This window comes from Histidinibacterium lentulum (genome assembly GCF_003789055.1).
Classification (GTDB): Bacteria; Pseudomonadota; Alphaproteobacteria; order Rhodobacterales; family Rhodobacteraceae; genus Oceanicola; species Oceanicola lentulus.
In genome coordinates, this window is record NZ_ML119083.1 from 337,940 (window position 1) to 362,018 (window position 24,079).

The 24,079-nt window shown below is 70.0% G+C and carries 24 protein-coding genes; 7 read left to right on the plus strand and 17 right to left on the minus strand.

Annotated elements, in window-relative coordinates; all coding sequences use genetic code 11:
* Positions 1-2 precede the first annotated feature (2 nt).
* Together EAT49_RS07495 and idi are read left to right on the plus strand one after the other, a co-directional pair.
* Positions 3-1,181 (plus strand): geranylgeranyl diphosphate reductase, encoded by a 1,179-nt coding sequence (locus tag EAT49_RS07495; protein ID WP_123641674.1) that lies wholly within the window; start codon positions 3-5, stop codon positions 1,179-1,181.
* Positions 1,178-1,708 (plus strand): isopentenyl-diphosphate Delta-isomerase, encoded by a 531-nt coding sequence (gene idi / locus EAT49_RS07500; protein ID WP_123641675.1) that lies wholly within the window; start codon positions 1,178-1,180, stop codon positions 1,706-1,708. The genes EAT49_RS07495 and idi overlap by 4 nt, the downstream gene beginning before the upstream one ends.
* A 211-nt stretch (positions 1,709-1,919) precedes the next feature.
* On the opposite strand, the gene dxs is transcribed toward idi, so the two are convergent.
* From dxs to EAT49_RS07565, 13 genes are all read right to left on the minus strand, one after another.
* Positions 1,920-3,824, minus strand: coding sequence for a 1-deoxy-D-xylulose-5-phosphate synthase (dxs, locus tag EAT49_RS07505; protein ID WP_246003788.1), 1,905 nt, complete (start codon positions 3,822-3,824; stop codon positions 1,920-1,922).
* Between the two features lie 175 nt (positions 3,825-3,999).
* Entirely contained in the window at positions 4,000-4,245 is a 246-nt protein-coding gene (pufX, locus tag EAT49_RS07510; RefSeq protein ID WP_123641676.1) for an RC-LH1 core complex protein PufX, read from the minus strand.
* Positions 4,246-4,257: 12 nt separating this feature from the next.
* On the minus strand, positions 4,258-5,247 hold the full coding sequence (gene pufM / locus EAT49_RS07515) for a photosynthetic reaction center subunit M (protein ID WP_123641677.1): 990 nt from the start codon (positions 5,245-5,247) through the stop codon (positions 4,258-4,260).
* Positions 5,240-6,088: a photosynthetic reaction center subunit L gene (pufL, locus tag EAT49_RS07520; RefSeq protein ID WP_123641678.1), complete on the minus strand. Its 849-nt coding sequence runs from the start codon at positions 6,086-6,088 to the stop codon at positions 5,240-5,242. Before pufL ends, pufM begins: the two co-directional genes overlap by 8 nt.
* A gap of 124 nt (positions 6,089-6,212) precedes the next feature.
* Positions 6,213-6,389, minus strand: coding sequence for a light-harvesting antenna LH1, alpha subunit (gene pufA, locus EAT49_RS07525; RefSeq protein WP_123641679.1), 177 nt, complete (start codon positions 6,387-6,389; stop codon positions 6,213-6,215).
* A gap of 15 nt (positions 6,390-6,404) precedes the next feature.
* Positions 6,405-6,560 carry a light-harvesting antenna LH1, beta subunit gene (gene pufB / locus EAT49_RS07530; protein WP_123641680.1) on the minus strand — a complete coding sequence of 52 codons (156 nt, stop codon included), beginning with the start codon at positions 6,558-6,560 and terminating at the stop codon, positions 6,405-6,407.
* A gap of 153 nt (positions 6,561-6,713) precedes the next feature.
* A complete protein-coding gene (pufQ, locus tag EAT49_RS07535) occupies positions 6,714-6,941 on the minus strand; it encodes a cytochrome PufQ (protein WP_123641681.1) in 228 nt (75 codons plus the stop codon).
* Positions 6,938-8,401 (minus strand): chlorophyllide a reductase subunit Z, encoded by a 1,464-nt coding sequence (bchZ, locus tag EAT49_RS07540; RefSeq protein ID WP_123641682.1) that lies wholly within the window; start codon positions 8,399-8,401, stop codon positions 6,938-6,940. Before bchZ ends, pufQ begins: the two co-directional genes overlap by 4 nt.
* A 73-nt stretch (positions 8,402-8,474) precedes the next feature.
* Positions 8,475-10,052 (minus strand): chlorophyllide a reductase subunit Y, encoded by a 1,578-nt coding sequence (gene bchY, locus EAT49_RS07545; RefSeq protein WP_123641683.1) that lies wholly within the window; start codon positions 10,050-10,052, stop codon positions 8,475-8,477.
* On the minus strand, positions 10,039-11,040 hold the full coding sequence (locus EAT49_RS07550; protein ID WP_123641684.1) for a chlorophyllide a reductase iron protein subunit X: 1,002 nt from the start codon (positions 11,038-11,040) through the stop codon (positions 10,039-10,041). The genes bchY and EAT49_RS07550 overlap by 14 nt, the downstream gene beginning before the upstream one ends.
* Positions 11,037-11,975, minus strand: coding sequence for a chlorophyll synthesis pathway protein BchC (gene bchC / locus EAT49_RS07555; RefSeq protein ID WP_123641685.1), 939 nt, complete (start codon positions 11,973-11,975; stop codon positions 11,037-11,039). Before bchC ends, EAT49_RS07550 begins: the two co-directional genes overlap by 4 nt.
* Positions 11,976-12,088: 113 nt before the next feature.
* The gene (locus EAT49_RS07560; RefSeq protein ID WP_246003789.1) at positions 12,089-13,096 is read right to left on the minus strand and encodes a methyltransferase; all 1,008 of its coding nucleotides are present in this window, start codon (positions 13,094-13,096) and stop codon (positions 12,089-12,091) included.
* 130 nt (positions 13,097-13,226) lie between these two features.
* Positions 13,227-14,096: a polyprenyl synthetase family protein gene (locus EAT49_RS07565; RefSeq protein ID WP_185020692.1), complete on the minus strand. Its 870-nt coding sequence runs from the start codon at positions 14,094-14,096 to the stop codon at positions 13,227-13,229.
* A 115-nt stretch (positions 14,097-14,211) separates the two neighbouring features.
* Between EAT49_RS07565 and crtD the strand changes: the two genes are divergently transcribed.
* Together crtD and crtC are read left to right on the plus strand one after the other, a co-directional pair.
* Positions 14,212-15,858 (plus strand): 1-hydroxycarotenoid 3,4-desaturase CrtD, encoded by a 1,647-nt coding sequence (gene crtD, locus EAT49_RS07570; RefSeq protein WP_123641687.1) that lies wholly within the window; start codon positions 14,212-14,214, stop codon positions 15,856-15,858.
* A complete protein-coding gene (gene crtC, locus EAT49_RS07575) occupies positions 15,777-16,604 on the plus strand; it encodes a carotenoid 1,2-hydratase (RefSeq protein WP_123641834.1) in 828 nt (275 codons plus the stop codon). The genes crtD and crtC overlap by 82 nt, the downstream gene beginning before the upstream one ends.
* Positions 16,605-16,721: 117 nt before the next feature.
* Here the strand turns inward: crtC and EAT49_RS07580 are convergent, their stop codons facing one another.
* The 4 genes from EAT49_RS07580 to EAT49_RS07595 all read right to left on the minus strand — a co-directional run bounded on the left by EAT49_RS07580 (position 16,722) and on the right by EAT49_RS07595 (position 20,615).
* Positions 16,722-17,507 carry a SapC family protein gene (locus tag EAT49_RS07580; protein ID WP_123641688.1) on the minus strand — a complete coding sequence of 262 codons (786 nt, stop codon included), beginning with the start codon at positions 17,505-17,507 and terminating at the stop codon, positions 16,722-16,724.
* A 73-nt stretch (positions 17,508-17,580) separates the two neighbouring features.
* Positions 17,581-18,060: a tryptophan-rich sensory protein TspO gene (gene tspO / locus EAT49_RS07585; protein ID WP_123641689.1), complete on the minus strand. Its 480-nt coding sequence runs from the start codon at positions 18,058-18,060 to the stop codon at positions 17,581-17,583.
* Positions 18,061-18,069: 9 nt separating this feature from the next.
* Entirely contained in the window at positions 18,070-19,089 is a 1,020-nt protein-coding gene (crtB, locus tag EAT49_RS07590; RefSeq protein ID WP_123641690.1) for a 15-cis-phytoene synthase, read from the minus strand.
* Positions 19,086-20,615, minus strand: coding sequence for a phytoene desaturase (locus EAT49_RS07595; RefSeq protein WP_123641691.1), 1,530 nt, complete (start codon positions 20,613-20,615; stop codon positions 19,086-19,088). The genes crtB and EAT49_RS07595 overlap by 4 nt, the downstream gene beginning before the upstream one ends.
* Positions 20,616-20,712: 97 nt before the next feature.
* Between EAT49_RS07595 and crtA the strand changes: the two genes are divergently transcribed.
* From crtA to EAT49_RS07610, 3 genes are read left to right on the plus strand one after another with little or no spacing between them, the layout of a single operon-like run.
* Complete coding sequence (crtA, locus tag EAT49_RS07600) at positions 20,713-21,420, plus strand: spheroidene monooxygenase (protein ID WP_123641692.1); 708 nt, start codon at positions 20,713-20,715, stop codon at positions 21,418-21,420.
* Positions 21,417-22,421 (plus strand): magnesium chelatase ATPase subunit I, encoded by a 1,005-nt coding sequence (gene bchI / locus EAT49_RS07605; RefSeq protein ID WP_123641693.1) that lies wholly within the window; start codon positions 21,417-21,419, stop codon positions 22,419-22,421. The genes crtA and bchI overlap by 4 nt, the downstream gene beginning before the upstream one ends.
* A complete protein-coding gene (locus EAT49_RS07610; RefSeq protein ID WP_246003790.1) occupies positions 22,414-24,078 on the plus strand; it encodes a magnesium chelatase subunit D in 1,665 nt (554 codons plus the stop codon). Before bchI ends, EAT49_RS07610 begins: the two co-directional genes overlap by 8 nt.
* The last annotated feature ends 1 nt before the right edge of the window (position 24,079 follow it).

The following is a 24,079-nucleotide window of genomic DNA, read 5'->3' on the forward strand; positions in this document are numbered from 1 at the left end:
GCATGTACGACGTGATCGTTGTGGGAGGCGGGCCCTCGGGTGCCACCGCCGCCGAGGACCTGGTGCGGTCCGGCCATTCCGTGGCGCTGCTGGACCGGGCCGGGCGGATCAAGCCTTGCGGCGGCGCGATCCCGCCGCGGCTGATCGCCGATTTCCACATTCCCGAAAGCCAGATCGTGGCGAAGATCACCACCGCGCGGATGATCTCCCCCACCGGGCGCAAGGTGGACATCCCGATCGAGAACGGCTTCGTCGGGATGGTCGACCGGGAGCATTTCGACGAGTTCCTGCGCGTCCGCGCCGCCGAGGCGGGGGCCGAGCGGCTGACCGGCACCTACCTCAGGATCGAGCGGGACAAGGACGGCACCCATGTCGTCTACCGCGAGAAGGCGACGGGCGAGGAGAAGCGCGCCACCTGCCGGCTGGTGATCGGCGCGGATGGCGCGCGGTCGAACGTGGCGCGGGACGAAGTGCCGGGCGGCGACAGGATCCCGTATGTGATCGCCTATCACGAGATCATCGAGAGCCCCGGGCCGCGCGGCGAGTATCATCCCGATCGTTGCGACGTGGTCTATGACGGGCGCATCTCGCCGGACTTCTACGGCTGGGTCTTTCCGCACGGCACATCCGCCAGCGTCGGTATGGGCAGCCTGGTGAAGGACGTGAACCTGAAGGAAGCGACGGCGGCGCTGCGGGTTGCGGCGGGCCTCGACGACTGCAGGACGATCCGCCGCGAGGGCGCGCCGATCCCGCTCGAGCCGCTGAAGCGGTGGGACAACGGGCGCGACGTGCTCCTGGCTGGCGATGCCGCGGGCGTGGTGGCGCCCTCCTCGGGCGAGGGCATCTACTACGCGATGATCGGCGGGCGGGTCGCGGCGACGGCGGCGGCGGCGAAGCTGAAGACCGGGCGGATCAGGGACCTGCAGCTGGCGCGGAAGCTCTTCCTGCGCGAGCACGGGCAGGTGTTCCGGGTGCTGGGCGCCATGCAGAGGGCATATTACCGCAGTGACGAGCGGCGGGAGAGGTTCGTATCGCTGTGTCATGACATCGACGTGCAGCGGCTGACCTTCGAGGCCTACATGAACAAGAAGCTGGTGAAGGCGCGCCCCCTCGCGCATCTGAAGATCGGGGTGAAGAACCTCGCGCATCTGACCGGGCTGGTTGGACCCGAACGCGTGTGACCGCGCCGATCCCGGCCTGGGTCAACGGAACGCTGCAGCCGGTCGACAAGCTGCTCGTCCACCAGCGCGGGCTGAAGCACAAGGCGGTCAGCGTGTTCGTGCTGAAGGGCGCCAAGGTGCTGATCCAGCAGCGGGCGGCGGGGAAGTACCACACGCCGGGGCTCTGGGCGAACACCTGCTGCACCCATCCCGACTGGGGCGAGACGGCGGCCGACTGCGCGGTCCGGCGGCTCGAGGAGGAGCTGGGGATCACCGGGCTGCATCCGGCGCCGAGGGACCGGGTGGAATACCGGGCCGACGTGGGCGGCGGGATGATCGAGCACGAGGTCGTGGATATCTTCGTCGCCCTGGCCGGGGAGGACCTCGTGGTGCAGCCGAACCCCGAGGAGGTCATGGCCGTCGACTGGGTGGATTTCTACGATCTGGCGGCGGCGGTGAAGCGGCGGCCGGAGCAGTATACGCCGTGGCTGCGCATCTATCTCGAGGAACACCAGGCCGCGATCTTCGGCGACCTCGTGCGAGCCTGAGCCGGGGCGTACACAGTGAACACCCCTTCAAGTTCCTGATTTTAAATCCAAAAAGTGTTAATGGTTTGGGTGCGCGGCGGGGGCGCTGCCCCCGTTCGGGTGCGCGTCCGGCTACGCGTCCGGCTGCGCCGGACCCCCGGACTACCTCAGGCCGGATAAGACCGGGGGAGGGCGCGCCGGGCGGAGCGTGTCGCCCCGCCCGGGCGCAGCATCAATCGGCGCGGACGAGGGTGCCGCCGCAGGCCTCGAGCGCGGTGGCGGCGATGTCGGTCGCGGTGAGGCCGGCATCGGCATACATGGCCTCGGGGGAGGCCTGGTCGATGTAGCGGTCGGGGAGGGTCATGGTGCGCACGGCGCAACGGCCGTCGAGCTGACCGGAGTTCGCCAGGTGGTGCAGGACCATGGCGCCGAAGCCGCCCTGGGCGCCCTGCTCCACCGTCAGCAACGCCCGGTGGCCGCGCATCAGGCGGCGGATCAGCGCGGTGTCGAGGGGTTTGGCGAAGCGCGCGTCGGCGAGGGTGACCGACAGGCCCTGCCTCTCCAGCAGCGCCGCGGCGCGGCGGCATTCGCCGAGATGCGCGCCGAACGAGAGAAGCGCCACGTCGGAACCGTCCTGCAGGACGCGGCCCTTCCCGATCTCCAGCACCTCGCCGCGCTCTGGCAGGGGGGCGCCCTCCCCCTCGCCGCGGGGGTAGCGGAAGGCGATGGGGCCGCTGTCATGGGCGGCGGCGGTAGCGGTCATGTGCACCAGCTCCGCCTCGTCGCCCGCGGCCATCACCACCATGTTCGGGAGCGCGGCGAGAAAGCCGATGTCGAAGGCCCCCGCATGGGTCGGCCCGTCGGCGCCGACGAGGCCCGCGCGGTCGATGGCGAAGCGCACGGGCAGGTTCTGCAGGGCGACGTCGTGGACGATCTGGTCGTAGCCGCGCTGCAGGAAGGTGGAGTAGATCGCGCAGAAGGGGCGCAGGCCGGAGGCCGCCATGCCGGCGGCGAAGGTGACGCCGTGCTGTTCGGCGATTCCCACGTCGAAGACCCGGGTCGGGAAGCGGTCGGCCATCAGATCGACGCCGGTGCCCGAGGGCATGGCGGCGCTGACGGCGACGATGCGCGGGTCTTCCGCGGCGAGTTTCGTGAGGGTCTGGCCGAAGACCTTGGTGTAGGACGGCGCGTTGGGACGACTCTTGGCCTGGGCGCCGGTGGCGACCTCGAACTTGGACACGCCGTGACCACGGTCGGCGGCGAGCTCGGCGGGGGCGTAGCCCTTGCCCTTGACGGTGCAGACATGGATCAGCACGGGCCCGGTGGCGCGGGCGCGGGCGGCGCGCAGCACGGGCAGAAGCTGGCCCATGTCATGGCCGTCGATGGGGCCGATGTAGCTAAGGCCCAACTCCTCGAAGAGCGTGCCCTGCCCGCCCGGAAGCCCGGTGACGAGCTGGCGCGCGCGGCGGGCGTGGTCGCGGATCGGGCCGGGGAGCGCGGCCTCGAAGCCCTCGGCCATCCTGTGCGCGGCGCCGAGCGGGCCGTCGTAGAGTGAGGAGAGGTATTTCGACATGGCGCCCGTGGGGGGTGCGATGGACATCTCGTTGTCGTTGAGGATGACGAACATCCGGCGCTTCTCGTGGCCGGCGTTGTTCAGCGCCTCGTAGGCCATGCCGGCGGAGATCGCGCCGTCGCCGATCACGGCGATGGCGTCGCCCGTGGGCAGGCCCATGTCGCGGCCCACGGTGAAGCCGAGCGCGGCGGAAATGGAGGTGGAGCTGTGCGCGGCGCCGAAGGGATCGAAGGCGCTTTCCGCGCGCTTGGTGAAGCCCGAGAGGCCGCCCTCCTGGCGCAGGGTACGGATGCGGTCGCGCCGTCCGGTCAGGACCTTGTGCGGGTAGCACTGGTGGCCCACGTCCCAGATCAGCTTGTCCCGGGGCGTGTCGAAGACGGTGTGGAGCGCCACGGCAAGCTCCACCACGCCGAGGGACGATCCGAGGTGGCCGCCGGTCTCGGACACCGCCGAGATCACCTCTGCGCGGAGTTCGCGGGCCACCTCGGCGAGGGTGGCGTCCGAAAGGCCGCGCAGGTCGGCGGGGTAGTGGACGCGGTCGAGATTGGGGGTCATGGGTCGCATCGGTCCGGTCTCCTCCCGGGTATGAAAAAGGCGCCGCGTCGGGTCTTCTTCCCTCCGCGGCGCCAGGTCCTGTAGCCAACAGGAAGGGAACCGGGGGTTTGCGCCCCCTGTGACGGACCGGTCGGGGACCGGACCGACGGCGGAGGGGGCGGCGCGGGGGCCGCCCCCTGTCTCGTCAGGCGGTGCCCGCCAGCTCCTCGGCGGTGAGCACGAGGCCCAGCCGGTCGCGGACGACCGGGTCGGGGGTGTCCCGGCTCTCGGGGGGCAGAAGCTCTCCGATCGCCGCGAGAACCGCTATGACGAGCCAGATCGAGACCACCACGATCGCGGCGTAGCCTGCGCCCTTGAGCATCAGGTAGCCGGTGGTCGCGGCCAGCTGGCCCTTGCGCCCGATCCGAAGGATGTCGTTGTCGTCAACCATCGTCGTCTCTCCTTACTGCGGCGCGTAGCCGTGGTCCTGGGCCCAGACGTACCAGTTGTCCACGACCGTGCCCGTGAGCAGGATCCCGATACCGCCGGTCAGCGTGGTCAGAACCGCGAACCACCAGGCCCAGCGGTGGATGCCCTCCATCGTGGCGTTGAAGCCCATGGTCCAGCGCCAGAAGAGCGCCGCCCGTTCCGAGGCCGTTCCGCGGTCGACGATCTGCTCGATCTCGCGCTCGCCGCCGAAGCGGGAGACCGCGAGGATCGTGGCGCCGTGCATCGCGAAGAGCAGCGCGGAGCCGTAGAGGAACACGATCGAAAGCGCGTGGAACGGATTGTAGAACAGGTTGCCGTAGGTGATCGAGAACAGGTTGGTCCAGTCGAGGTGGCTGAAGATGCCGTAGGGCACCGCCTCGGACCAGCTTCCCATCAGGATGGGCCGGAACAGTCCGAGCACGAGGAACAGCCAGATCGCCGAGGCGAAGGCATAGGCCACATGCTTGCCCATCTTCAGGTCCGCCGCCCGCTGATAGGTCCGCACCCACCAGGTGCACACCGAGATCAGCAGGAAGAAGGACGCGATCAGCCAGCCCAGACCCTCGCCCAGCGGCGGGATGCCGAGACCGTAGGAGGCCGGCGGCGGCTCCAGCGAGAAGTAGAAGAGATCCCGCAGGAAGACCGCCGGGTTGTAGCCGGCCTGGTCCCAGAAGGCGAGGCCCACGAGCACGAACCACGCCGTGCCGGTGGCGAGGCTGATCACCCCCCAGGGCCCGAGGTAGATCGGCCCGAGCTGGGCGTTCCCGAAGATGCCGAAGAGACGGCTGATCCCGGGTTTGCCGAAGCGGCCCTCATGGAGGTCGAGGCCCGTGTCGTCGATCCCCATTTCCGGGGGCCCGGCCACCTGCACCTGGGTGAAGATGTTCTGGTATTCCCGGGTCAGATAGTCGTTGGGCTTGCGCCGGGACGACGGGGCTCCGTTCGGTGTGCTGACGTCAGCCATTGATGCCTCCCTCGAGATTCACCCACCAGGGCAGGTCCACGTACCAGTACCACCAGTCGGCCCAGACCCCGAACCAGACGGTCCCGGAGATCACGATGCAGACCGCGCTCCAGAATCCGGCATTCAGCGCAAGGAACAGACCGAGGCGGTGGATGCCGAGGGGGCCGATGGAATAACCGATGAGATCACGGAAATAGGTGTCCTCATGGTCGGGGGATTTGACCTTCTCGCCCTTCTCCGGATTCACCGCCGACAGGACCAGAGACCCGTGGAGGGCGAGCGCGAGCGTCGTCGTGAAGAAGAACGTGATCGCGATCATGTGGGCCGGGTTGTAGTGGAAGTTGCCGTAGGTGTAGCCGACGTTGTTGACCCAATCGAGGTGCGACCAGATTCCGTAGGGGAACGCATGGCCCCAGGCGCCGAGCAGGACGGGCCGGATCACGACGAGGCTCGTGTAGGCGAGGATCGCCACGCTGAAGGCGAAGGGCACATGGTAGCCGATGCCGAGCTTGCGGCAGATTTCCACCTCGCGCAGCATCCACGAGATGAAGGCGCCGTGGGCGCAGATCGTGATGATCTGCCAGAGCCCGCCCTCGCGGAGCGGTGCCGCGCCGAGACCGTATTCGAGCGGCGGCGGGTCGATCGAGATCAGCCAGGGGTTCCACACCCCCTGGATGGCCGTCCCGTAGAAGATCAGAGCGGTGCCGAGGGCGGCGAAGAAGAGTGTCGTGACTCCGAAGAAGCCCACGTAGAAGGGGCCCACCCAGAAATCGAACAAATCGCCGCCGACCAGCGTCCCGCCCCGGACGCGGTACTTTCTTTCGAAGGTGAGCTGAGCCATCTTCAAACTCCTATGACGCAGTCCGGTCGGAATAGGGCGCCGGTCCGCAAGTTGGTCGGGTTGTCCGCGGCCGACCCCGGAAAGGGTGCCGCCCGCGGACGCAAGGTTATCCCGTGTCCGCGCCTTACTCGGCGGCGGCGGCGGTCGTTTCCGGCGCGAACGCCAGCTCGAACCAGTTGGTCGCGGGATTGCTGAGCAGGACGAGGTGAATCATCACTGCCAGGAGGAACAGGAAGACGCCCTGAGCCACGAAAACGCGGCGGGGATCCCAGATCATCCAGATCTTGTAGAACTGCGACATTTCTCAGTTCCTTCCTTACCAAGCGAACCAGGGCAGTTTGATGTACGTCAGGATATGAGCCACGACGGCCACGATCGTGAAGATCGTGAACCCGCTCATATACACCGAGTGCAGCTCCTGCGCCTGCTCGTCAGTGAGACCCGTAAAGGACAGGTCCGTATTGTCAGCCATGGATAGTCTCCTGAAACTGACGCCGCGAAACCCCCGCGGCCGGGGTTCGACAGAGGCTCATCCTCTGCCCTGGCTCCGCCGTTCCCCCCGTTTCGGGGAGGAAAGCGACAGATACGGGACCGGCCCCGGGGGACCGGACCACGATGACGTCCCTCACGCAGAGAAGATGTGAGGGGTGATGATGCGGGCCTGGGTCCAGGCCCGGCTCACCGGATCCTTGGCCGGCAGACGCCCGTGGCGCAGCGCCGTCAGCGTCCAGGTCAGGAGCGCGAGGGGCAGCGTGGCGAGGAAGATCAGCCCGAAGTAGGCGTAGTATTCCCGGCGCTGGGCATTGGCCCGGTGGCGCGGGGCGACGGGGCCGTTGGTGGTCAGTTCGCTCATGGGAAGTCTCCCTTCCTTGGGTCGAGGGCCGTGACGGTCTCGAGCACGACGCGTTCCGCGCCGGAGTCGAGGGCCGCCGCTTCGGCTGCGTCGCGCAGCGTCTTGGCGGCGGAAATGCGGGTGAGGATCGGGTGGCGGGCCACGATCTCGTCGAGCTTGGCCTGTGCATCGGCATCCCACGGAAAGCTGCGGCGCAGCGGCGTGGCGGTGGCCTCGCCCTCGTCCATGCGGGTGCCGAGGGGCAGGATGTGGAAGAGCGCGTCGAAGAGGCCGTTGCAGACCTCCTGCAGGACGTAGGTCGCCCCGGCGTAGCCCATGAAGGGCGTGCCGGTGGCGCGCCGGATGGCGGCGCCCGGAAAGCTCGCCGGGATGAAGGCGGGCGCGGGTCCGTGGCCGGCCTTCTGCTCGGCGAGGTACATCTTCTCGTTGATCGAGCCCATGACGATGAGCGGGCGCTTCTCGGCGATCATGCCGCGCACCGCCTCGTTGTCGGTCTTAGTGCCCCGGGTGCGGGCCACGGCGAAGGCGCAGGGAAAGCCCAGATCGCCTTCGAGATAGTGGCGGATGCCGCGGGCATAGGTCTCGGTCGCCACGATCCCGAAGGACGCGGTGGCGTAGAAATCCTGCGTGACCGAGCGCCAGAGATCCCAGACGGGCTTCAGTGTCGAATGCTTCTCGCGCTCGATGAAGGGCTCGGGGTCGAGGCCTGTCAGCTCTCCGAGCTTGCGCAGGAACCTGGTCGTGGAGTCGATGCCGAAGGGGGCCTGCAGGTAGGGCTTGCCCAGCACCTCGCAGAGCCCGCGGCCGAACTCGCGGTACATGCAGATGTTGACGTCGGCGTTCACGAGGTTGCGCATCTCGGCGAGATGGCTGCCGAGCGGCATCACCATGTTCACCTCTGCGCCGATGCCTTCGACGAGGCGCCGGATCTCGGCGAGGTCGGAGGGCATGTTGAAGGCGCCGTACATGGGCCCGAGGATGTTCACGCGGGGGGCGGCCCCCTCCTCGCGCTTTTTCTCGGGGGGCATCCGGCCCTTGGTCATGCCGAACTCGGTGAAGATCCAGGTCATCGCGCGGTCGGCGCTCTCCCACTGGTCCTCGTCGATGGTGCGCGGCAGGAAGCGCTGGATGCTGGTGCCCTGGGGCGTGACGCCGCCGCCGATCATCTCGGCGATGGAGCCGGTGACCACGACCGCCGGCAGCGCCGGGTCGAGCGTGTCCCAGGCGCGCTTCATGGCGCCCTCGGTGCCGTCGCGGCCAAGCTCTTCCTCGGCGAGCCCCGTCACGACGATGGGCAGCTCGTGGGGCGGCAGGCCGTCGGTGTAGTGCAGGACCGAGGTGACGGGCAGGTTCTCGCAGCCCACGGGGCCGTCGATCACCACCTGCAGGCCCTTCACGGCGCAGAAGGCGTAGACGGCGCCCCAGTAGCCGCCGGCGCGGTCATGGTCCTGGATCAGCATGGGCGCCTCCGGGGGAGGCACGATCTTCCAGAAGATCGTGGGGCCCAATGAATTTCTAGAAATTCATTGCGGGTCATATCATCTGCTCCGCCGCGGCGGCGCGGGCCTGCTTGTCGAGCTTCTTCTGGTGCTGGGCGCGGAAGTCGGGGCGCAGGTTCGGCGCGCCCTCCCAGATGCCGGCGGTATCGCCCGCGCCCACGCCCTGGAAGAAGGCCTTCATGTCGTCCATCCGGGCCTTGCCGGCGATGGCGGCGTTCACCACCTCCTGCAGGGAGCCCGCGCCGGCGGGACCCATCAGCGGCCGGGCCGAGATGAGGTTGGTGAAGTAGAGGCCGGGGATGCCCAGTTCCTTGGCCTTCTGCACCACGGGTGTCGTGCCGATGGCGAGGTCGGGCTCGAATTCCTGCATCGCGCCGAGATCGTCCTCGAGGCTGGCGCGATAGGTGACGTGCACGCCCTTGGCAGCAAGCCACTCGGCATCCTCTGCGAGCCAAGGCGTCTTCGGGCAGGCGGTGCCGACGTAGCGGACATCCGCGCCGCTCTCGATCAGGAGGCGCGCGACGAGAAGCTCGGAGCCCTCGTAGCCCGAGAGGGTGATGCGGCCCTTGATGCGGCTGCCCTGAAGCGCACCGCGGATGGCGGGAAGGAAGGCGTTCTGCGCGGCGGCCACGCGGCCCGGGTCGATGCCGAAGGTCTCGCCGATGGCCGCCAGCCAGGCGGCGGTTCCGTCGAGGCCCACGGGCGCCGAGCCCAGGACGGGGCGGCCCGCGGCCTGAAACTCGCGTACGGAGGCGGTGTAGAAGGGATGGATCGCGGCCACGGCGCCGCAATCAAGCGCGGCGTAGAGCTCCCGCCATTCGCGGCAGGGCACGACGGGACCGGCGGCGAGGCCCAGGGGGGCCAGCATCGCGCCGATCATCATCGGGTCGGCGGGGAACATCTCGCCCAGCAGGGTCACGGTGGGCAGGTCGTTCGTTCCGCTCGCGGGACGCGGGACGGGGCCGGCCATGGCCTCCTCGCGGGCGTATTTCAGCATGGCGCCGGCGAGGACGTCCTTCGCCTCGGCATGGGTCGGCACGCCGAAGCCCGGCACGTCGATGCCAATGATCCGCACGCCGTCGATCTCGTCCGGCAAAAGGCGCAGCGGCACGCCCGAGGCCGTGGGCACGCAGAGGTTGGTCACCACGATGGCGTCGTAGCGGGCGGGATCGGCGAGTTCGTAAACGCCGTCGCGGATGTCCTCGAAGAGCTTTCCGGTGACGAGCGATTCCGAGTTGAACGGGACGTAGCCGACCGACCGGCGGGCGCCGTAGAAATGCGACACGAAGGTCAGGCCGTAGACGCAGCAGGCGCTTCCCGAGAGGATCGTGGCGACGCGCTTCATGCGAAGTCCCACGCGGAGCGAGCCAAAGGCGGGGCACATGGACTGCGGCTTGTCGTGGGGCCCCGTGGGGTAGTCCTCGCGGAACTTCCGCATGAGGTCGGGCGCGGCGCGTTCGGCGGCGGCGGTCATCTCCGAGCCCGAGTGGCAGCCGAGCCCGTCCACCGGGGCGGGCGCGCTCGTCTCTCCCTGCGGGCGAGTCTCGCTGCGGATCACCTCGACGGTGCCGCTGTCGTCGTAGCCGACCTCGTATCCCTCACGCGTCGTCATAGATGACCTCGAGCGACTCGCGGGGTTTGGCGTGCTTGCCGCGCATGTCCGCGTCGGTGGCGGGCTCCAGCGTCACGCCCGCGCCGGTGTCGGAGCCGTCGAAGAGCTCCAGCAGTTCGTCCTGGGTCAGGGCGGCGGGCCGCAGGGGCGGCGCCTCGGCGACGTTCATCCCGAGTTCGGCAAAGAGCGCGCCCCAGGGCGAGGCATCGGTGCCGACGATCTGGTAGTTGGCAGATTTCTTGCGCAGGTCGTCGTCCTGGGGGATCGAGGCGAGGATCGGGATGTCGACGGCCTTCGCGAAGGCCTGGGCCTCGCCGGAATGGTCGTCCTTGTTCACCACGAGGCCCGCGACGCCGACGTTGCCGCCGAGCTTGCGGAAGTATTCCACCGCGGAGCAGACGTTGTTGGCGACGTAGAGGCTCTGCAGGTCGTTGGAGGCGACGAGGATCACCTTCTGCGCCATGTCCCGCGCGATGGGCAGGCCGAAGCCGCCGCAGACCACGTCGCCGAGGAAATCCAGCAGGACGTAGTCGAAATCCCAGTCGTGGAAGCCCAGCTTCTCCAAGAGTTCGAAGCCGTGGATGATGCCGCGCCCGCCGCAGCCGCGGCCCACTTCGGGGCCGCCGAGCTCCATGGCGAAGACGCCGCCGCGCTTGAAGCAGACGTCGCCGATCTTCACCTCCTCGCCGGCGAGCTTTTTCTTCGTCGAGGTCTCGATGATGGTCGGGCAGGCCTTGCCGCCGAAGAGCAGCGAGGTGGTGTCGGATTTCGGGTCGCAGCCGATCAGCAGTACGCGCTTGCCCTGTTCGGCCATCATGTGGCTGAGGTTCGCGAGCGTGAAGGACTTGCCGATACCGCCCTTGCCGTAGATCGCGATGATCTGGGTCTTCTTCGTGGGCTCGCCCTGGGGCACCTCCAGCGAGGGCTCGGCGGCCTCGTCCTTCAGCCGGGTGTCGTAGTCCTTGAGGTTGGGGACTTCGTCTTTCATGCGGCGCTCCAGTCGAGGATCATCTTCAGGCAGGCGGGATCGTCGAAGGCCTTCGGATAGGCTTCGGCGGCCCGGTCGGCCGGAAGGCGGTGGGTTATCAGGCCGTCGAGCGACAGGGCCCCGGACTCGACCAGCGCGCGGGTGGCGAGCAGGTCATCACGGGTCCATTCGGCGGCGATGCGAAGCCGCGCCTCCTTCATGAAGGCCGGCGGGAAGGCGAAGGAGAGCGGCGCGGTGTAGAAGCCGGCCAGCACCACCTCGCCGCCCCTGGCGATCCGGCCGATCCAGTCGTTCAGGAGATCGCCGCGGCCCGAGGCATCGTAGATCGCGCGGTAGTCGCGGCGCGGATCGTCGTCGGGATGCAGCACCTCGTAGCCCGCGGCGCCGGTCCGGCGGCCGGGGTCGACCTCCCAGACGGTGGGGACGGGCGCGCCCGCGGCGAGGGTGAGACGGGCGAGGAGGCGGCCGAGGACGCCATGGCCGACGATCAGGTCGGGAACCGTCACGTTCGGACCGGCGAGGGCATGGCGCGCGGTGGCGGCGAGCGCGAGAAGCGCGCCCTCCGGCCCGTGGGCCGCGTCGATTCGCACCGCGCGGTCCGCCGCCGACACGAGCCGGGAGGAGGCCCCGCCGAAGAGACCGAACGCACCCCGGTAGCAGCTGGCGCCCGGAACGAACACATGGTCGCCGACCGCGTAACCCGTCCCGGATCCTGCCTCGACCACCTCTCCGGCGGCCTCGTAGCCGGGAACGAGTGGATAGCCCATTCCGGGGAAGGGCGGCATCTGGCCGGACCAGAACAGCTTCTCCGTGCCGGTGGAAATGCCGGAATGCGCGATCTCCACGACGATGTCGCCGGCACCGGGGTCGGTCACCGGGAGGTCGCCCAGGGCGAGCGACCGAGGGGCATCGAGGATTACGGCACGGCTCAGCATCAGACTGTCCCTCCGCTCCGCGACTCCGAGTCGGTGTGTCACGGCAGCTTGTCTTTTCATGTGTCAGTCTACCCTGACATCCTGCTTTGTCAATTCGGGAGGACAGGCATCTGTCAACTTTTCCTGACACCCTGCAGGACGGTCGTGACGAAGGGCCGCCGGGACCGGGGCGGTCCGGCGACCTCGAAGCCCGCTTCGGCCATGAGGCGCCCGATCTCGCCTGGGCTGCGCACGCGTCCCGTCCGCATGGCCATGCAGTAGAGCGCGAAGTAGGCGTCGCCGGCGGTGCTGCCGCCCATGGGCTCGCTCAGGATCAGCCTTCCGCCGGGCGGAAGCGCCGCGTGCACCTCGCGCAGCAGGGCGGCCACCGTCCCGTCGGCGTGGTCGTAGAGAACGCGCACGAGGCTGATCGTGTCGGCCCCGCGCGGCAGGGGGTCGTCGCGGAAGGAGCCTGCGCGGATCTCCGCCCGCTGGCCGAGCCGCGCGACCGCGCCCGGAACCACGGCGGGCAGATCGAACAGCGTCAGCTTCAGCCGGGGATGCGCGACGGAGACCGCATCGAGAAAGGCGCCGGTGCCGCCGCCCACGTCCATCAGGTGCCTGGTCCGGTCGAGACCTGCGAGCGCGATCGTGTCCTCGGCCACGAGCGCCTGGCTGTCGGCCATGAGCTGCGAATAGCGCGCGGCGCGACTTGGGTCCTCCGCCGCGCCCGCGCCGAAGACATAGGGCCAGAAGCCCGCGAGTTCGGTTTCCGTCTCGCCGCGGAAGAAGGCGGCGGGATCGGCGAGGTCGCGGTAGAGGATGGCGTGGTGGGCGATCATGTCGGGCAGGCCCGGAACGGCGGCGAGCGCCGCCCCGCGTGACGTCAGCCGCGCCCTGCCCGCCCGCAGGCGCAGAAGGCCGAGGCTGGCCGCGGCGCGCAGCAGCACTCGCATCCGATCGGGCGGCACGCCGGCGCATCGGGCGAGATCGGCCTCGGGCGCGGGTCCCCCGGCGAGGCGGGAGAGCGTGCCGAGCTCCACCAGCGCCATCAGGATCTGGCTGTGGCAGAAGCCCGCGACGATGTCGAAGATCGCCTCCCCCTCGCGCCGGGCGATGCGACGGAGGCCGGGAATGCGCATGGCAAGACCCTGGAAGCGGCGCGAGGCGGCCAGTCTCTGGACGAGTCCCCTCCCCTCTTTGGGCTCGAAGTATCCCGGGGGAGTCCGCGGCACGCGGACGGGGGCAGAGCCCCCCTCCTCGAGGCCGGCCTCACTCACCCGGCACGGTCCGGCGCGCGCCGGCGGGCACGATCCGGTCGGCATAGGCGCGCACCATCTGCGCCAGCGCGGCCTCGCCGGGGCAGGAGGGGATCGAGGCGATGGCGCCCGAGAGGATGTCGTCGAGATGCCGCACCGCGCCGGTGAGACCGTAGGTCGCGACCGCGTTGGGCCGGCCGTGGGTCTCGTCCTGGCGCACGGGCTTGCCCAGTTCCTCGGCGGAGCAGATGGCATCGCGCAGGTCGTCCGCGACCTGGAAGGCCGCGCCGATGCGGGCGCCGAGTTCCTCCCAGGGGTCAGGGTCCTGCCCCGCGGCGATGGCGCCCATCTGCGTCGCCGCCATGAAGAGCGCGCCGGTCTTGGCGCGGTGATAGGCGGAAAGGTCGATCTCGCCCTCGCTTTCCCAGCCCTGCCCGGCGCAGATGCCGCCGGGCATCCCGGTGCGTTGCGCGAGGTGCAGCGTCAGGGCGCAGGCGCGGAGGGGGTCCTCGGCGCCCGCGGCGGCGATCACCTCGAAGGCAAGCACGATGAGGCTGTCCCCGGCAAGGACAGCGAGCGGCTCGGAATAGGCGCGGTGGACCGAGGGCTTGCCGCGGCGGCGGTCGGCATCGTCGAAGGCGGGCAGGTCGTCATGAACGAGGCTCGCGCAATGGATCAGTTCGATCGCCGCGGCGGCGGCATCGGACAGGGCGGGGCGGTCGTCGCCGCAGGCGGCGGCGACCGAGAGCAGGATCGTCGGACGGATTCGCGCGCCGCCGGGATTCACGGCATAGTCGAGCGCGGAGGACAGCCGCCCCGGGCCGCCCTGGCCGCGGGCGATCGCCCTGGCCATCGCGGCCTCGATCCGGTTGGAAAAGCCCATGGTCATGATCTCCGGGACGGGGAGTTGGCCGATGTCAGCGCAATCGGACAGGCAATGTGTAAACCAGACTGGACATTCCGCACCGGGGAGTCAACTATTCCTTACAGGAGGGTCCATGCCGGCTGCCGCTAAGCAGGTGATCGTCGTCGGTGCGGGCATCGGCGGGTTGGCAGCCGCGCTGCGGCTGGTCCATGCGGGCCATGCCGTGACGGTGATCGAGCGGGCGGAGGCGCCGGGCGGCAGGATGCGCACCCTGCCCAGCATTGCCGGGCCGGTGGACACGGGGCCCACGGTACTGACGCTGCGGCCGGTGTTCGAGGCGCTGTTCGCCGACGTGGGAGAGACGCTCGCGGATCATGTGACGCTCGACCCCCTGTCCGTGCTGGCGCGGCATTTCTGGGACGACGGCACGGTGCTCGACCTGCACGCAGACGCGGAGGCGAACGCGGAGGCCGTGGGCTCGGTCTTCGGAGCGCGGGCGGCGGCGGAGCTGCGGCGGTTCTCGGCGCGGGCGGCGCGGCTCTTCGCGGCCTTCGAGGGACCGATGATGCAGGCGGCCGATCCGCAGCAGTCGGCGCTCGCGCTGACCGTCATGCGGCGTCCGCGGCTGGCGCTCGACATGGCGCCGCACCGGTCGCTGGCGGCCCTGCTTCAGTCGAGTTTTTCCGAGCCGAAGCTGGCGCAGCTCTTCGCGCGCTATGCCACCTATGTGGGCGGCACGCCCGGGCAGGTTCCCGCGCTGCTGTCGCTGATCTGGGAGGCCGAGGCGCGGGGCGTCTGGGCCGTGCGCGGGGGCATGCACGCGCTGGCGCGGGCGGTGGCGGAGCTGGCCGCGAGGAAGGGCGCCGCCTTTCGCTACGGCGTCGAGGCGACGCGGATCGTGCAGCAGAACGGCCGCGCGGTCGCGGTGGAGACGAGCGCGGGGCGAATGGCCGTCGACGCGGTGCTCTTCAACGGCGATCCGAGGGCGCTGACCACCGGGCTTCTCGGCCCTGCCGGCCAGGGCGCCGTGCCCGTTGACGCGGTGGAGCCGCGGTCGCTCTCGGCGCAGGTTCTGGCCTTTGCGGCGGAGTTCCGGGGACCGGAGCTTGCCTATCACAACGTCTTCTTCGGCGAGGACCCCGGCGCGGAGTTCGCGGCTCTGGAGCGAGGCGAGTTGCCGGAAGACGCCTCGATCTATCTGTGCGCGCAGGACCGCGCCCTGGGCCCGGTGACGGGCGTCGAACGGGTCGAGATCATCCGCAATGCTCCGCCGCTCGGCCCCGACACCGGGACGGACGAGACGATCGAGAGGGAGAAGGCGCTATGTCAGAGACGGGTTCTGGACCGCTTGGGGGACTTCGGCCTGGTGCCCGATCCGCGGCCCCTGCCCGAGGCGCTGACCGTGCCAAGGGACTGGGACAGTCTTTATCCGGCGAGCCTCGGATCGCTCTACGGGCGCTCGCCGAGGGGGCTGACGGCGGGGCTGAAGCGGCCGAGGGCGCGGACGGCACTTCCGGGCCTCTACCTTTGCGGGGGCGGGGCGCATCCGGGGGCGGGGGTGCCCATGGCGGCGCTCTCCGGCCGGCATGCGGCAGAGGCGATCACGAGCGACCTTTCTTCCACCTCGCCGTCCCCCGGGACGGCTACGCCTGGTGGTATGTCGACGGGCTTTCCGAAGACGGGCGGAAGGGCATTTCGATCATCGGCTTCATCGGATCCGTCTTCTCCCCTTGGTATGCCTGGGCCGGACGACGCGATCCCCACGACCACGTCTGCCTGAACGTCGCCACCTACGGACCCGGCGGGCGTTTCGCCATGACCGAGCGCGGGAGCCGCTGGCTCGGTACCTCCGCGGACCGGCTGGAGATCGGCCCCTCGTCGATGACCTGGACCGGATCGGAGCTGGTGATCGACATCGACGAATGGAGCGGGCTGCCCCTCGTGGGGCGGATGCGCGGACGGGTCACGGTCAGGCCCCGCGCGCTGACCTCGGTGGAGCTGCCGCTGACGCCCGACGGCGCCCATGTCTGGCGGCCCTTCGCGCCGGTGTCCGACATCGAGGTCGACCTCGAAGGCGCGGGCAACCGCTGGCGGGGGCATGGCTATTTCGACGCCAATTTCGGCACGCGGGCGCTGGAGGCGGATTTCGGCTTCTGGACCTGGGGGCGGTTTCCCACGGGCGACGGCGCGACCTGCATCTATGACGCGGACCGGCTGGACGGCACGCACCTGGCGTCGGCCTTCCGGTTCGGGCCGGACGGATCGGCGGAGGAGGTGGAGGCGCCGCCGCGCACGTCTTTCCGCCGTTCTCTCTGGGCGGTGCGCAGAGAGACACGGGCCGATCCCGGAACGGTGCCGAAGCAGGCCCTGAACATGCTGGATGCGCCGTTCTATTCGCGCTCGGCCGTGACCACGCGGCTCGATGGCGAGGTGACGACGGGCGTGCACGAGGCGCTTGACCTGCAACGGTTCCGGTCAGGCCTGCTCAAGCCGATGCTCGCGGTCCGGGTGCCGCGGCGGAGGTAAGGGGTGTGCCGGGAAGATGCCTCGCCTACGGCGAGGTTTCGGTGGGTGTTGCGGTAGGCCGGGCTTGAGCCCGGCCAGAGATGCGCCATGCGTCTGCGGCGACGGCGGGCGGTGCCGTCAGTCCTCGACCGGTTCGACCGTGTCGCCGATATCGGCGGCGTCGGGGGTCTCTTCGGGGTGCGTCGCCGAGACGGCGCGTTCGGCGAGCTGGGTGAAATGGCGCATCGACGCGAGGTGCAGGTAGGTGCATTCCAGCTCGTCGGTGCGGAACATCGTCTCCAGCTCCTCGGGGCCGATCGCCTTCAGTCTCTCGCGGTCGACGCACCTGAAGCCCGTGAGCCTGCGCTGCTCTCCCGAGGGCAGCGTGAACTGGGCCTCCATGGGGCGCAGGAGGTCGAGCTCCACGAGCCGGCGGCAGTAGACCTGGGTGCGGTTGAACTGCATCTGGTAGTCTTCGAGAAAGCGCAGGATGCCGCGCAGGTACTGGGTCTGTCCGCCCTCGCTGTCGAAGAGCCGTTCGCCGCGGCCCTCGGTATTCACGCCCGAATGGGCGGCGTCGAGATGCAGCACGAGCTGGCCCTGCTCGGTCTGGTGGCTGAAGACGAAGGGATAGCGCCGCACGAAGAGCGGGATATAGCGCCCTGTCCAGGCGCCGCTTGCGTCCACATAGGCGTTCTGCGCACCGCTCGCGCCGAGGATCACGGTGGGCACCGTGGCGTCGCCCTCACCGGCGAAGACGACGGGATATTCCGCACCGGCCTCGGCGAATTCGGAAGCGACCAGAGGGACCGAATTGACCCCGGCGGCGAAGGCGTAGCTGTCCCCGGTCTTCACGCAGGTGTCGCGATGCGTCTCGGAGCTGACCGGAACGGGGGACCGGTAGAACAGAAGCTGGGTTGTCATGGTGCGTCATCCTCCTCGATGCCCCAGAATGATCACGGAAACCGGGCTTGGCAAAGCCAATCGGGGAGGGAGATCAGAGTTCGGCCGGTCGGAGCGGCTTCTGGTCGGGATTGAGGCGCCAGATCTCGATATTGAGCGCCGCGGCGACGGTGACCCAAGCGAGGTAGGGCAGCAGCCCCAGACCCGCCAGCGTGTCGAGCTGCCAATGGGTGATCGTGGCGCCGAGGACCGATAGCCACAGGCCCGCCATGATCGGCAGGGAGCCCTTCATGTTCCTCAGGCCGAAGAACACGGGGGTCCAGACCGCGTTGAAGGCGATCTGCGCCGCCCAGAAGGCCATGGCATAGGCGCTGCCCTCCAGTGGCGCCACGCGGGAGGCGGCGAAGGCGGTCAGGACGTAGATCGTCGTCCACATGACCGGAAAGACCCAGTTGGGCGGGGTGAAGGACGGCTTGTTCAGCTTTTCGTACCAGGGCCCCGTCGGGAACAGGGCGCCTGTGGAGCCGGCGGCGAAACACGCTCCGAGGAACAGGAGGAACAGCAGGAAATCCATTGGGCAACCTTAGGCGCCCATGCGCTCGCGTCCAGTGCTGTCTTGCGCGGCGAGACCGTCGAGGATCGCCATGAGCTGGGATGTGCGGCAGGGCGCCGTGCGCGGGCGCGCAGCGGCCTCGACGAGAAAGGCGGTCTCCGGAAGCGGCGGCGCGTGCAGGACGGCGGGGCGGGGCATGAGGCTGGAGGAGACGGCATTGAGCAGCGCCTGCCCCATGAGCACGGCCTTGCGGCCCCGTCCGGTATGGGCCCGGGTGGTGATGGAGTCGCATCCCGCGCGGCGGACCTCGGTGCCGATGGCGCCGTAGAGCAGCCGCGCGGCCCAGATGCCCATGCGCGCGTCGCGCGGCAGGGCGGGGATGCCGGCCTCGGAGCGCACATAGAGCCTGCGCGCCTCGGACAGGAGCCGGGAGACCATGCGGCGGATGCCGTCATCGGGCAGGGGCTCGAAGAGGAAGGCGTCGGGTTCGCGCCGCAGTTCGGCGAACCAGTCGGTGGGCAGGTAGAGCCGCCCGGCGCGGGCATCCTCGCCCACGTCGCGGGCGATGTTCGTCAGCTGCATCGCCACGCCCAGATCGCAGGCGCGGGCGATGGCATCCGCGTCGCGCACGCGCATCAGCACGCACATCATCGCGCCCACGGCCGAGGCGACGCGGGCGGAGTAGTGCCGCACGTCGGACAGGGTGGCGTAGCGGTCGCCGCGCGCGTCCCAGGCGAGCCCCTCCAACAAGGCCTCGGGGAGGGCGCGCGGCATCTCGAAATCCGCGATGATGGCGGCGAAGGCCCGGTCGGCGGGCGCGTTCACCGGCCTGCCGCGATAGGCCAGATCGAGCCGGTCGTGGAGCGAGAGCACCGCCCGGGTCTTGTCGCTGCCCTCGTCCACGAGGTCGTCCGACAGGCGGCAGAAGGCGTAGAGCGCCAGCGCCGGATCGCGGACGCGGGCGGGCAGCACGCGGGAGGCGGCATGGAACGACAGCGAGCCGGTGCGGATCGCCGCGTGACAGGCCTTGAGGTCGGCCGGGGCGATCATTCGGCGGCCATGGGCAAAGGCGCGCTTTGCGCGGCGGGGATCATGCCCGCGAGCACCTCGGCGGAGGCGACCACGCCCGGAAGGCCCGCCCCGGGATGGGTGCCCGCGCCGGCGAGGTAGAGACCCTTCGCCTCCTCGCTGACGTTGTGGGGCCGGAACCACGCGGATTGCAGGATGCGCGGTTCGATGGAGAAGCCCGAGCCGTGGGGGGAGAGATAGCGGCTCTCGAAATCGGCGGGGGTCAGGATGTGGCTGGCCGAGAGGTGCCGCTCGAACCCCGGGATCGTGCGCTCGAGGACGGCGGCGACCTTGCTGCGGTAGGTCTCGCGCTCGGTCTCCCAGTCCACCGCGTTGTCCCAGCCGAGGTGGGGGACGGGGGAGAGCGCGTAGAACGTGTCGTCGCCGGCGGGCGCCACGCCCGGATCGGTGACCGAGGGGCGGTGGAGGTAGAGCGACATGTCGTCGGCCAGGCGACCCTTGATGAAGATGTCCTGCAGCAGGCCCTCGTAGCGGGGACCGGACAGGATCGTGTGGTGCCCCACGTCGCGCCATTTGGCGGCGGTGCCCTTCGTCCCGAAGTACCAGACGAAGAGGCCCATGGACCAGCGGCGCCTGGCGACATGGCGGTCGGTCCAGCGCTTGCGCGGATGGTTGCGGAGGAGGCGGGTATAGGTGTGGCCCGCGTCGGCGTTCGACACCACGAGGGGCGCGGCGAGGGTTTCGCCGGACGACAGGCGCACGCCCGAGGCGCGGCCCTTGTCGAGGAGGATCTCGTCGGCCTCGGTCTCCAGCCGGATGGTGCCGCCCTGGGCGCGGATCACGTTCGCCATCGCGTCGGCGATCGCCTGCACGCCGCCCATCGCGTAGTGGACGCCGTATTCCTTCTCGAGGTGGCTGACGAGTGCGTACATCGAGGTGACGTGGCAGGGATCGCCGCCGATGAAGAGCGGGTGGAACGACAGCGCCATGCGCAGGCGCTCGTCCTTCACGAGGCTGCGCGCGAGGCCGAGGATCGAGCGGTCGGCCCGGAGGCGGGCGAAGGCCGGCAGGACCTTCACCGTTTCAATGATGTCGTGCATCGGGATGCGGCCGAGGCCCTGGAAGCCGATGCGGTAGCGGGCCTCGGAACCCTTGAGGAACCTGAGGTAGCCCTTCACGTCGCCGGGCGACAGGCGGCGGACCTCCTCGACCATGCGGTCCGTGTCGCCGCAGGCCTTGAAGGAGGAGCCATCGATCCATCGGATCTCGTAGAAGGGATCCAGAGGGCGCAGGTCCACATCGGCTTGAAAGTCGCGGCCGCAGGCGCGCCACAGGTCCTCGAAGAGCGACGGGTAGGTGACGATGGTCGGCCCAAGGTCGAACCGGTGGCCCTCCTTCGTGATCGAGGACCCGCGCCCCCCGGCCCGGTCGAGCCGGTCCACCACGGTGACCTGATAGCCCTTGGCGCCCAGTCGCATCGCGGAGGCGAGACCGCCGAGGCCGGCACCGACGACGACGGCGCGATGATCGGGAGAGTGTGTCAACATAAGTGGACAGTAGGATGGTCAGGGCGTTGTGACAATAGGTCCTTTGCATCCGCGACGGAGTGTGTCAGCATAAGTTGACACATTCAGGGAGCCCGTCTTGGCGAACTGCGCCAGCCTCAGCCTCTTCCGCTTCGACCGACTGCGCGACCGGGTCTGGGTGTTCTCCCAGATGGGCCTTGCCCGGCCTGCTCTGGCGCGCACGCCGGGGATCGGGTTCTGGAAACTGGTCGGATCGGGCACGGGCGAAGGCTTTACGCCGGTTCCGAATACGGCGGTCTGGGGCATCCTCGCCACCTGGCCCGATCTCGCGACGGCGCGGGAGCGCACCGCCTCGGCGTCGGTCTTTGCGCGCTGGCGCGGGCGTGCGGCGGAAAGCTGGACGGTGTTCCTGTCTCCCACCTCCGCGCGGGGCCAATGGGCCGGAACGGAGCCGTTCGAGACCTCCCCCGACGGCGGCACTGGCCCCCTCGCCGCGATCACTCGGGCCACGGTCCGTCCGCGCCGCGCGCTGCGGTTCTGGAAGCGTCAGCCGGACATCAGCGCGGTCATCGGCCGCGATCCGGAGGTGATGTTCAAGATCGGCGTCGGAGAGGTGCCCTGGGTGCAGCAGGTGACCTTCTCGATCTGGCCGGACGAGGGCGCCATGGCGCGATTCGCCCGGCGCGGGCCCCATGCCGAGGCCATCCGCGCGGTCCGTGACGAAGGCTGGTTCCGCGAAGAGCTCTATGCCCGGTTCCGGGTCGTCGGCGATGCCGGCACCTGGGGCGGGGTCTCCCCCCTTGCCACACGACCGGAGGCCGCATGAAAGCGCCGTTCCCCTTTTCCGCCATCGTCGGACAGGACGAGATGAAGGACGCCCTGATCCTGACAGCGATCGACCCGTCGATCGGCGGGGTGCTCGTCTTCGGCGACCGGGGCACCGGCAAGTCAACCGCCGTGCGGGCGCTGGCCGCACTCCTGCCGCCGATACGGGGCGTGAAGGGTTGCCCGGTGAACTCGGCCCGCGTCGAGGACGTGCCGGATTGGGCCGGGTTGGAGACGAAAGAGGTCGTCGAGATGCCCACGCCCGTGGTCGATCTGCCCCTGGGCGTGACCGAGGACCGGGTGACCGGCGCGCTCGACATCGAGGCGGCGCTGACCCGCGGCGAGAAGCGGTTCGAGCCGGGGCTGCTGGCGCGGGCGAACCGGGGGTATCTCTATATCGACGAGGTGAACCTTCTGGAGGATCACGTCGTGGACCTGCTGCTGGATGTCGCCGCCTCGGGCGAGAATCTGGTGGAGCGGGAAGGGCTTTCCGTGCGGCATCCGGCGCGGTTCGTGCTGGTGGGCTCGGGCAACCCGGAGGAGGGCGAACTGCGGCCGCAGCTTCTGGACCGGTTCGGCCTGTCGGTGGAGGTTTCGTCGCCACGGGAACTGGGACCCCGCATCGAGGTGCTGAAGCGTCGGGACGCCTATGACCGCGATCACGCCGCGTTCATGCTGCGCTGGCAAGCGGAGGACGCCGCGATCCGCGAGCGCATCCTGGCCGGGCGGCGCGCCCTGACGGAGCTGGAGACAGCTCCCGGGACGATAGAGGATATCGCGCGGCTGTGCCTCGCGCTGGGCGCTGACGGTCTCAGGGGCGAGCTGACGCTGCTGAAGGCGGCGCGCGCCTATGCCGCCTGGCGCGACGATACGGCCGTGGTCCGGACCCATGTCCGGGCGGTGGCGCAGGTGGCGCTGCGGCACAGGCTGCGGCGCGATCCGCTGGACGAGGCCGGAAGCGGTACGCGGGTGCAGCGCATCGTGGAGGACGTGCTTGCCTGACCTCGCCTCCCCGGCGTTCCGCGCGGCGCTGGCGCTCGATCTTCTCGGCGTCGATCCGGGCCTCGGCGGGCTGGTGATCCGCGCGCGGCAGGGGCCGGTGCGGGCGGCGCTGCTGGAGCGGCTGGACCGGCTGCCCCTGCCCCGCCACAGGCTGCATCCGCAGGTGACGGACGAGGCGCTCTACGGCGGGCTCGACCTTGCGGCGACGCTGGCCGCTGGGCGGATGGTGCAGGAACAGGGTCTGCTTTCGGAGCCCTCTGCGCTGGTCATGGCCATGGCGGAGCGCTGCTCTTCGGGCCTGACGGCCCGTCTCGCGGGCTGTCTCGACGAGGGGCGCGGGCATGTGCTGATCGCGCTCGACGAGGGCGCCGACGCGGAGGAGGCCTGTCCCGAGGCCCTGATCGACCGGGTCGCGTTCCAGGTGGAGCTGTCGCAGGTGTCGCCGCTGGCGCTCGACTTCGGGGAGGAGCGCGATCTCGACGCGGCGCGGGCCCGGCTCGATGCGATGCCCGTGACGGTGGACCTGCACCGGCAGGTGACGGAACTGGCCGCGGCCTTTGGCATCGCCTCCCTGCGCGCGCCGCTCTTCACCCTGCGCGCGGCGCGGGCGCTTGCGGCGCTGTGGGAGTGCGAGGCCGATGCGGAGGTGGTGCAGGCCGCCTGCGCCCTGACCTTGTCCCATCGCGCGACGCAGGTTCCCGGAGCGCCCGAGGAGGAGCCCGCCGAAGAGCCCCCGCCCGAGCCGTCCGAGGGGAGCGACGGAGGGGCGAAGGACAACGAGATGCTGGAGCTGCCGCAGGAGCTGCTGATCGAGGCGGTCCAGGCCCTGCTGCCGCCCGACCTGATGGCACGCATCCGCTCGAGGACCCTGCGCGGCGGGCATGGCTCCGGCGCGGGGGCGGCGCGCAAGGGCAACCGGCGGGGAAGGCCCTTGCCCTCGCGGCCCGGGCGGCCCGGATCGGGCGTGCGGGTGGACCTCGTGGCGACGCTCCGCACCGCGGCGCCCTGGCAGCGCCTGCGCGCGCAGCAGGCGCCCGGGCGAGAGGGGCTTCACATCCGCGCCTCGGACATCCGGGTGAAACGGTTCGAGGACAAGTCCGACCGGCTGCTGGTCTTCCTCGTCGATGCCTCGGGCTCCGCCGCCCTCGCCCGGCTCGCCGAGGCGAAAGGGGCGATCGAGCTCTTGCTGGGCGAGGCCTATGCAAGGCGCGACCATGTTTCGCTCGTGGCATTTCGCGGGACCGGGGCGGAGGTCCTTCTGCCGCCGACGCGGTCGCTGGTGCAGACGAAGCGGCGGCTTGCCGAACTGCCGGGCGGCGGCGGCACGCCGCTGGCCGCCGGGCTTCAGGCCGCCATGGGCGAGGCGATGGCCGCGCGGCGGCGCGGCATGGCGCCCACCATCTGCCTGCTGACGGACGGGCGAGCGAACATCGCGCTCGACGGATCGGCGAACCGCGCCCAGGCCGCCGAGGATGCTCGGCGCGTGGGCCGGGCGGCGCGGCTGGCGGGGGCCGAGGCGCTGGTTCTCGACTGCGGGATCAGAGCCGAACCTGGCCTGAAAGCCCTCGCCGCCGCGATGGACGCCCCCTATCTCGCCCTGCCCCGCGCCGACGCGCGCCGCCTGAGCCGGGCGGTCGGCGCGGCGCTCGGCGACTGAG

Excerpts from the sequence above, each read along its gene's own strand:
- EAT49_RS07495 (WP_123641674.1), top strand. The coding sequence starts at position 3 with ATGTACGACGTGATCGTTGTGGGAGGCGGGCCCTCGGGTGCCACCGCC.
- dxs (WP_246003788.1), bottom strand. The coding sequence starts at position 3,824 with ATGCGACCCATGACCCCCAATCTCGACCGCGTCCACTACCCCGCCGAC.
- pufX (WP_123641676.1), bottom strand. The coding sequence starts at position 4,245 with ATGGTTGACGACAACGACATCCTTCGGATCGGGCGCAAGGGCCAGCTG.
- pufM (WP_123641677.1), bottom strand. The coding sequence starts at position 5,247 with ATGGCTGACGTCAGCACACCGAACGGAGCCCCGTCGTCCCGGCGCAAG.
- pufL (WP_123641678.1), bottom strand. The coding sequence starts at position 6,088 with ATGGCTCAGCTCACCTTCGAAAGAAAGTACCGCGTCCGGGGCGGGACG.
- pufA (WP_123641679.1), bottom strand. The coding sequence starts at position 6,389 with ATGTCGCAGTTCTACAAGATCTGGATGATCTGGGATCCCCGCCGCGTT.
- pufB (WP_123641680.1), bottom strand. The coding sequence starts at position 6,560 with ATGGCTGACAATACGGACCTGTCCTTTACGGGTCTCACTGACGAGCAG.
- pufQ (WP_123641681.1), bottom strand. The coding sequence starts at position 6,941 with ATGAGCGAACTGACCACCAACGGCCCCGTCGCCCCGCGCCACCGGGCC.
- bchZ (WP_123641682.1), bottom strand. The coding sequence starts at position 8,401 with ATGCTGATCCAGGACCATGACCGCGCCGGCGGCTACTGGGGCGCCGTC.
- bchY (WP_123641683.1), bottom strand. The coding sequence starts at position 10,052 with ATGACGACGCGTGAGGGATACGAGGTCGGCTACGACGACAGCGGCACC.
- EAT49_RS07550 (WP_123641684.1), bottom strand. The coding sequence starts at position 11,040 with ATGAAAGACGAAGTCCCCAACCTCAAGGACTACGACACCCGGCTGAAG.
- bchC (WP_123641685.1), bottom strand. The coding sequence starts at position 11,975 with ATGCTGAGCCGTGCCGTAATCCTCGATGCCCCTCGGTCGCTCGCCCTG.
- EAT49_RS07560 (WP_246003789.1), bottom strand. The coding sequence starts at position 13,096 with ATGCGCATTCCCGGCCTCCGTCGCATCGCCCGGCGCGAGGGGGAGGCG.
- EAT49_RS07565 (WP_185020692.1), bottom strand. The coding sequence starts at position 14,096 with ATGGGCTTTTCCAACCGGATCGAGGCCGCGATGGCCAGGGCGATCGCC.
- crtD (WP_123641687.1), top strand. The coding sequence starts at position 14,212 with ATGCCGGCTGCCGCTAAGCAGGTGATCGTCGTCGGTGCGGGCATCGGC.
- EAT49_RS07580 (WP_123641688.1), bottom strand. The coding sequence starts at position 17,507 with ATGACAACCCAGCTTCTGTTCTACCGGTCCCCCGTTCCGGTCAGCTCC.
- tspO (WP_123641689.1), bottom strand. The coding sequence starts at position 18,060 with ATGGATTTCCTGCTGTTCCTCCTGTTCCTCGGAGCGTGTTTCGCCGCC.
- crtB (WP_123641690.1), bottom strand. The coding sequence starts at position 19,089 with ATGATCGCCCCGGCCGACCTCAAGGCCTGTCACGCGGCGATCCGCACC.
- EAT49_RS07595 (WP_123641691.1), bottom strand. The coding sequence starts at position 20,615 with ATGTTGACACACTCTCCCGATCATCGCGCCGTCGTCGTCGGTGCCGGC.
- bchI (WP_123641693.1), top strand. The coding sequence starts at position 21,417 with ATGAAAGCGCCGTTCCCCTTTTCCGCCATCGTCGGACAGGACGAGATG.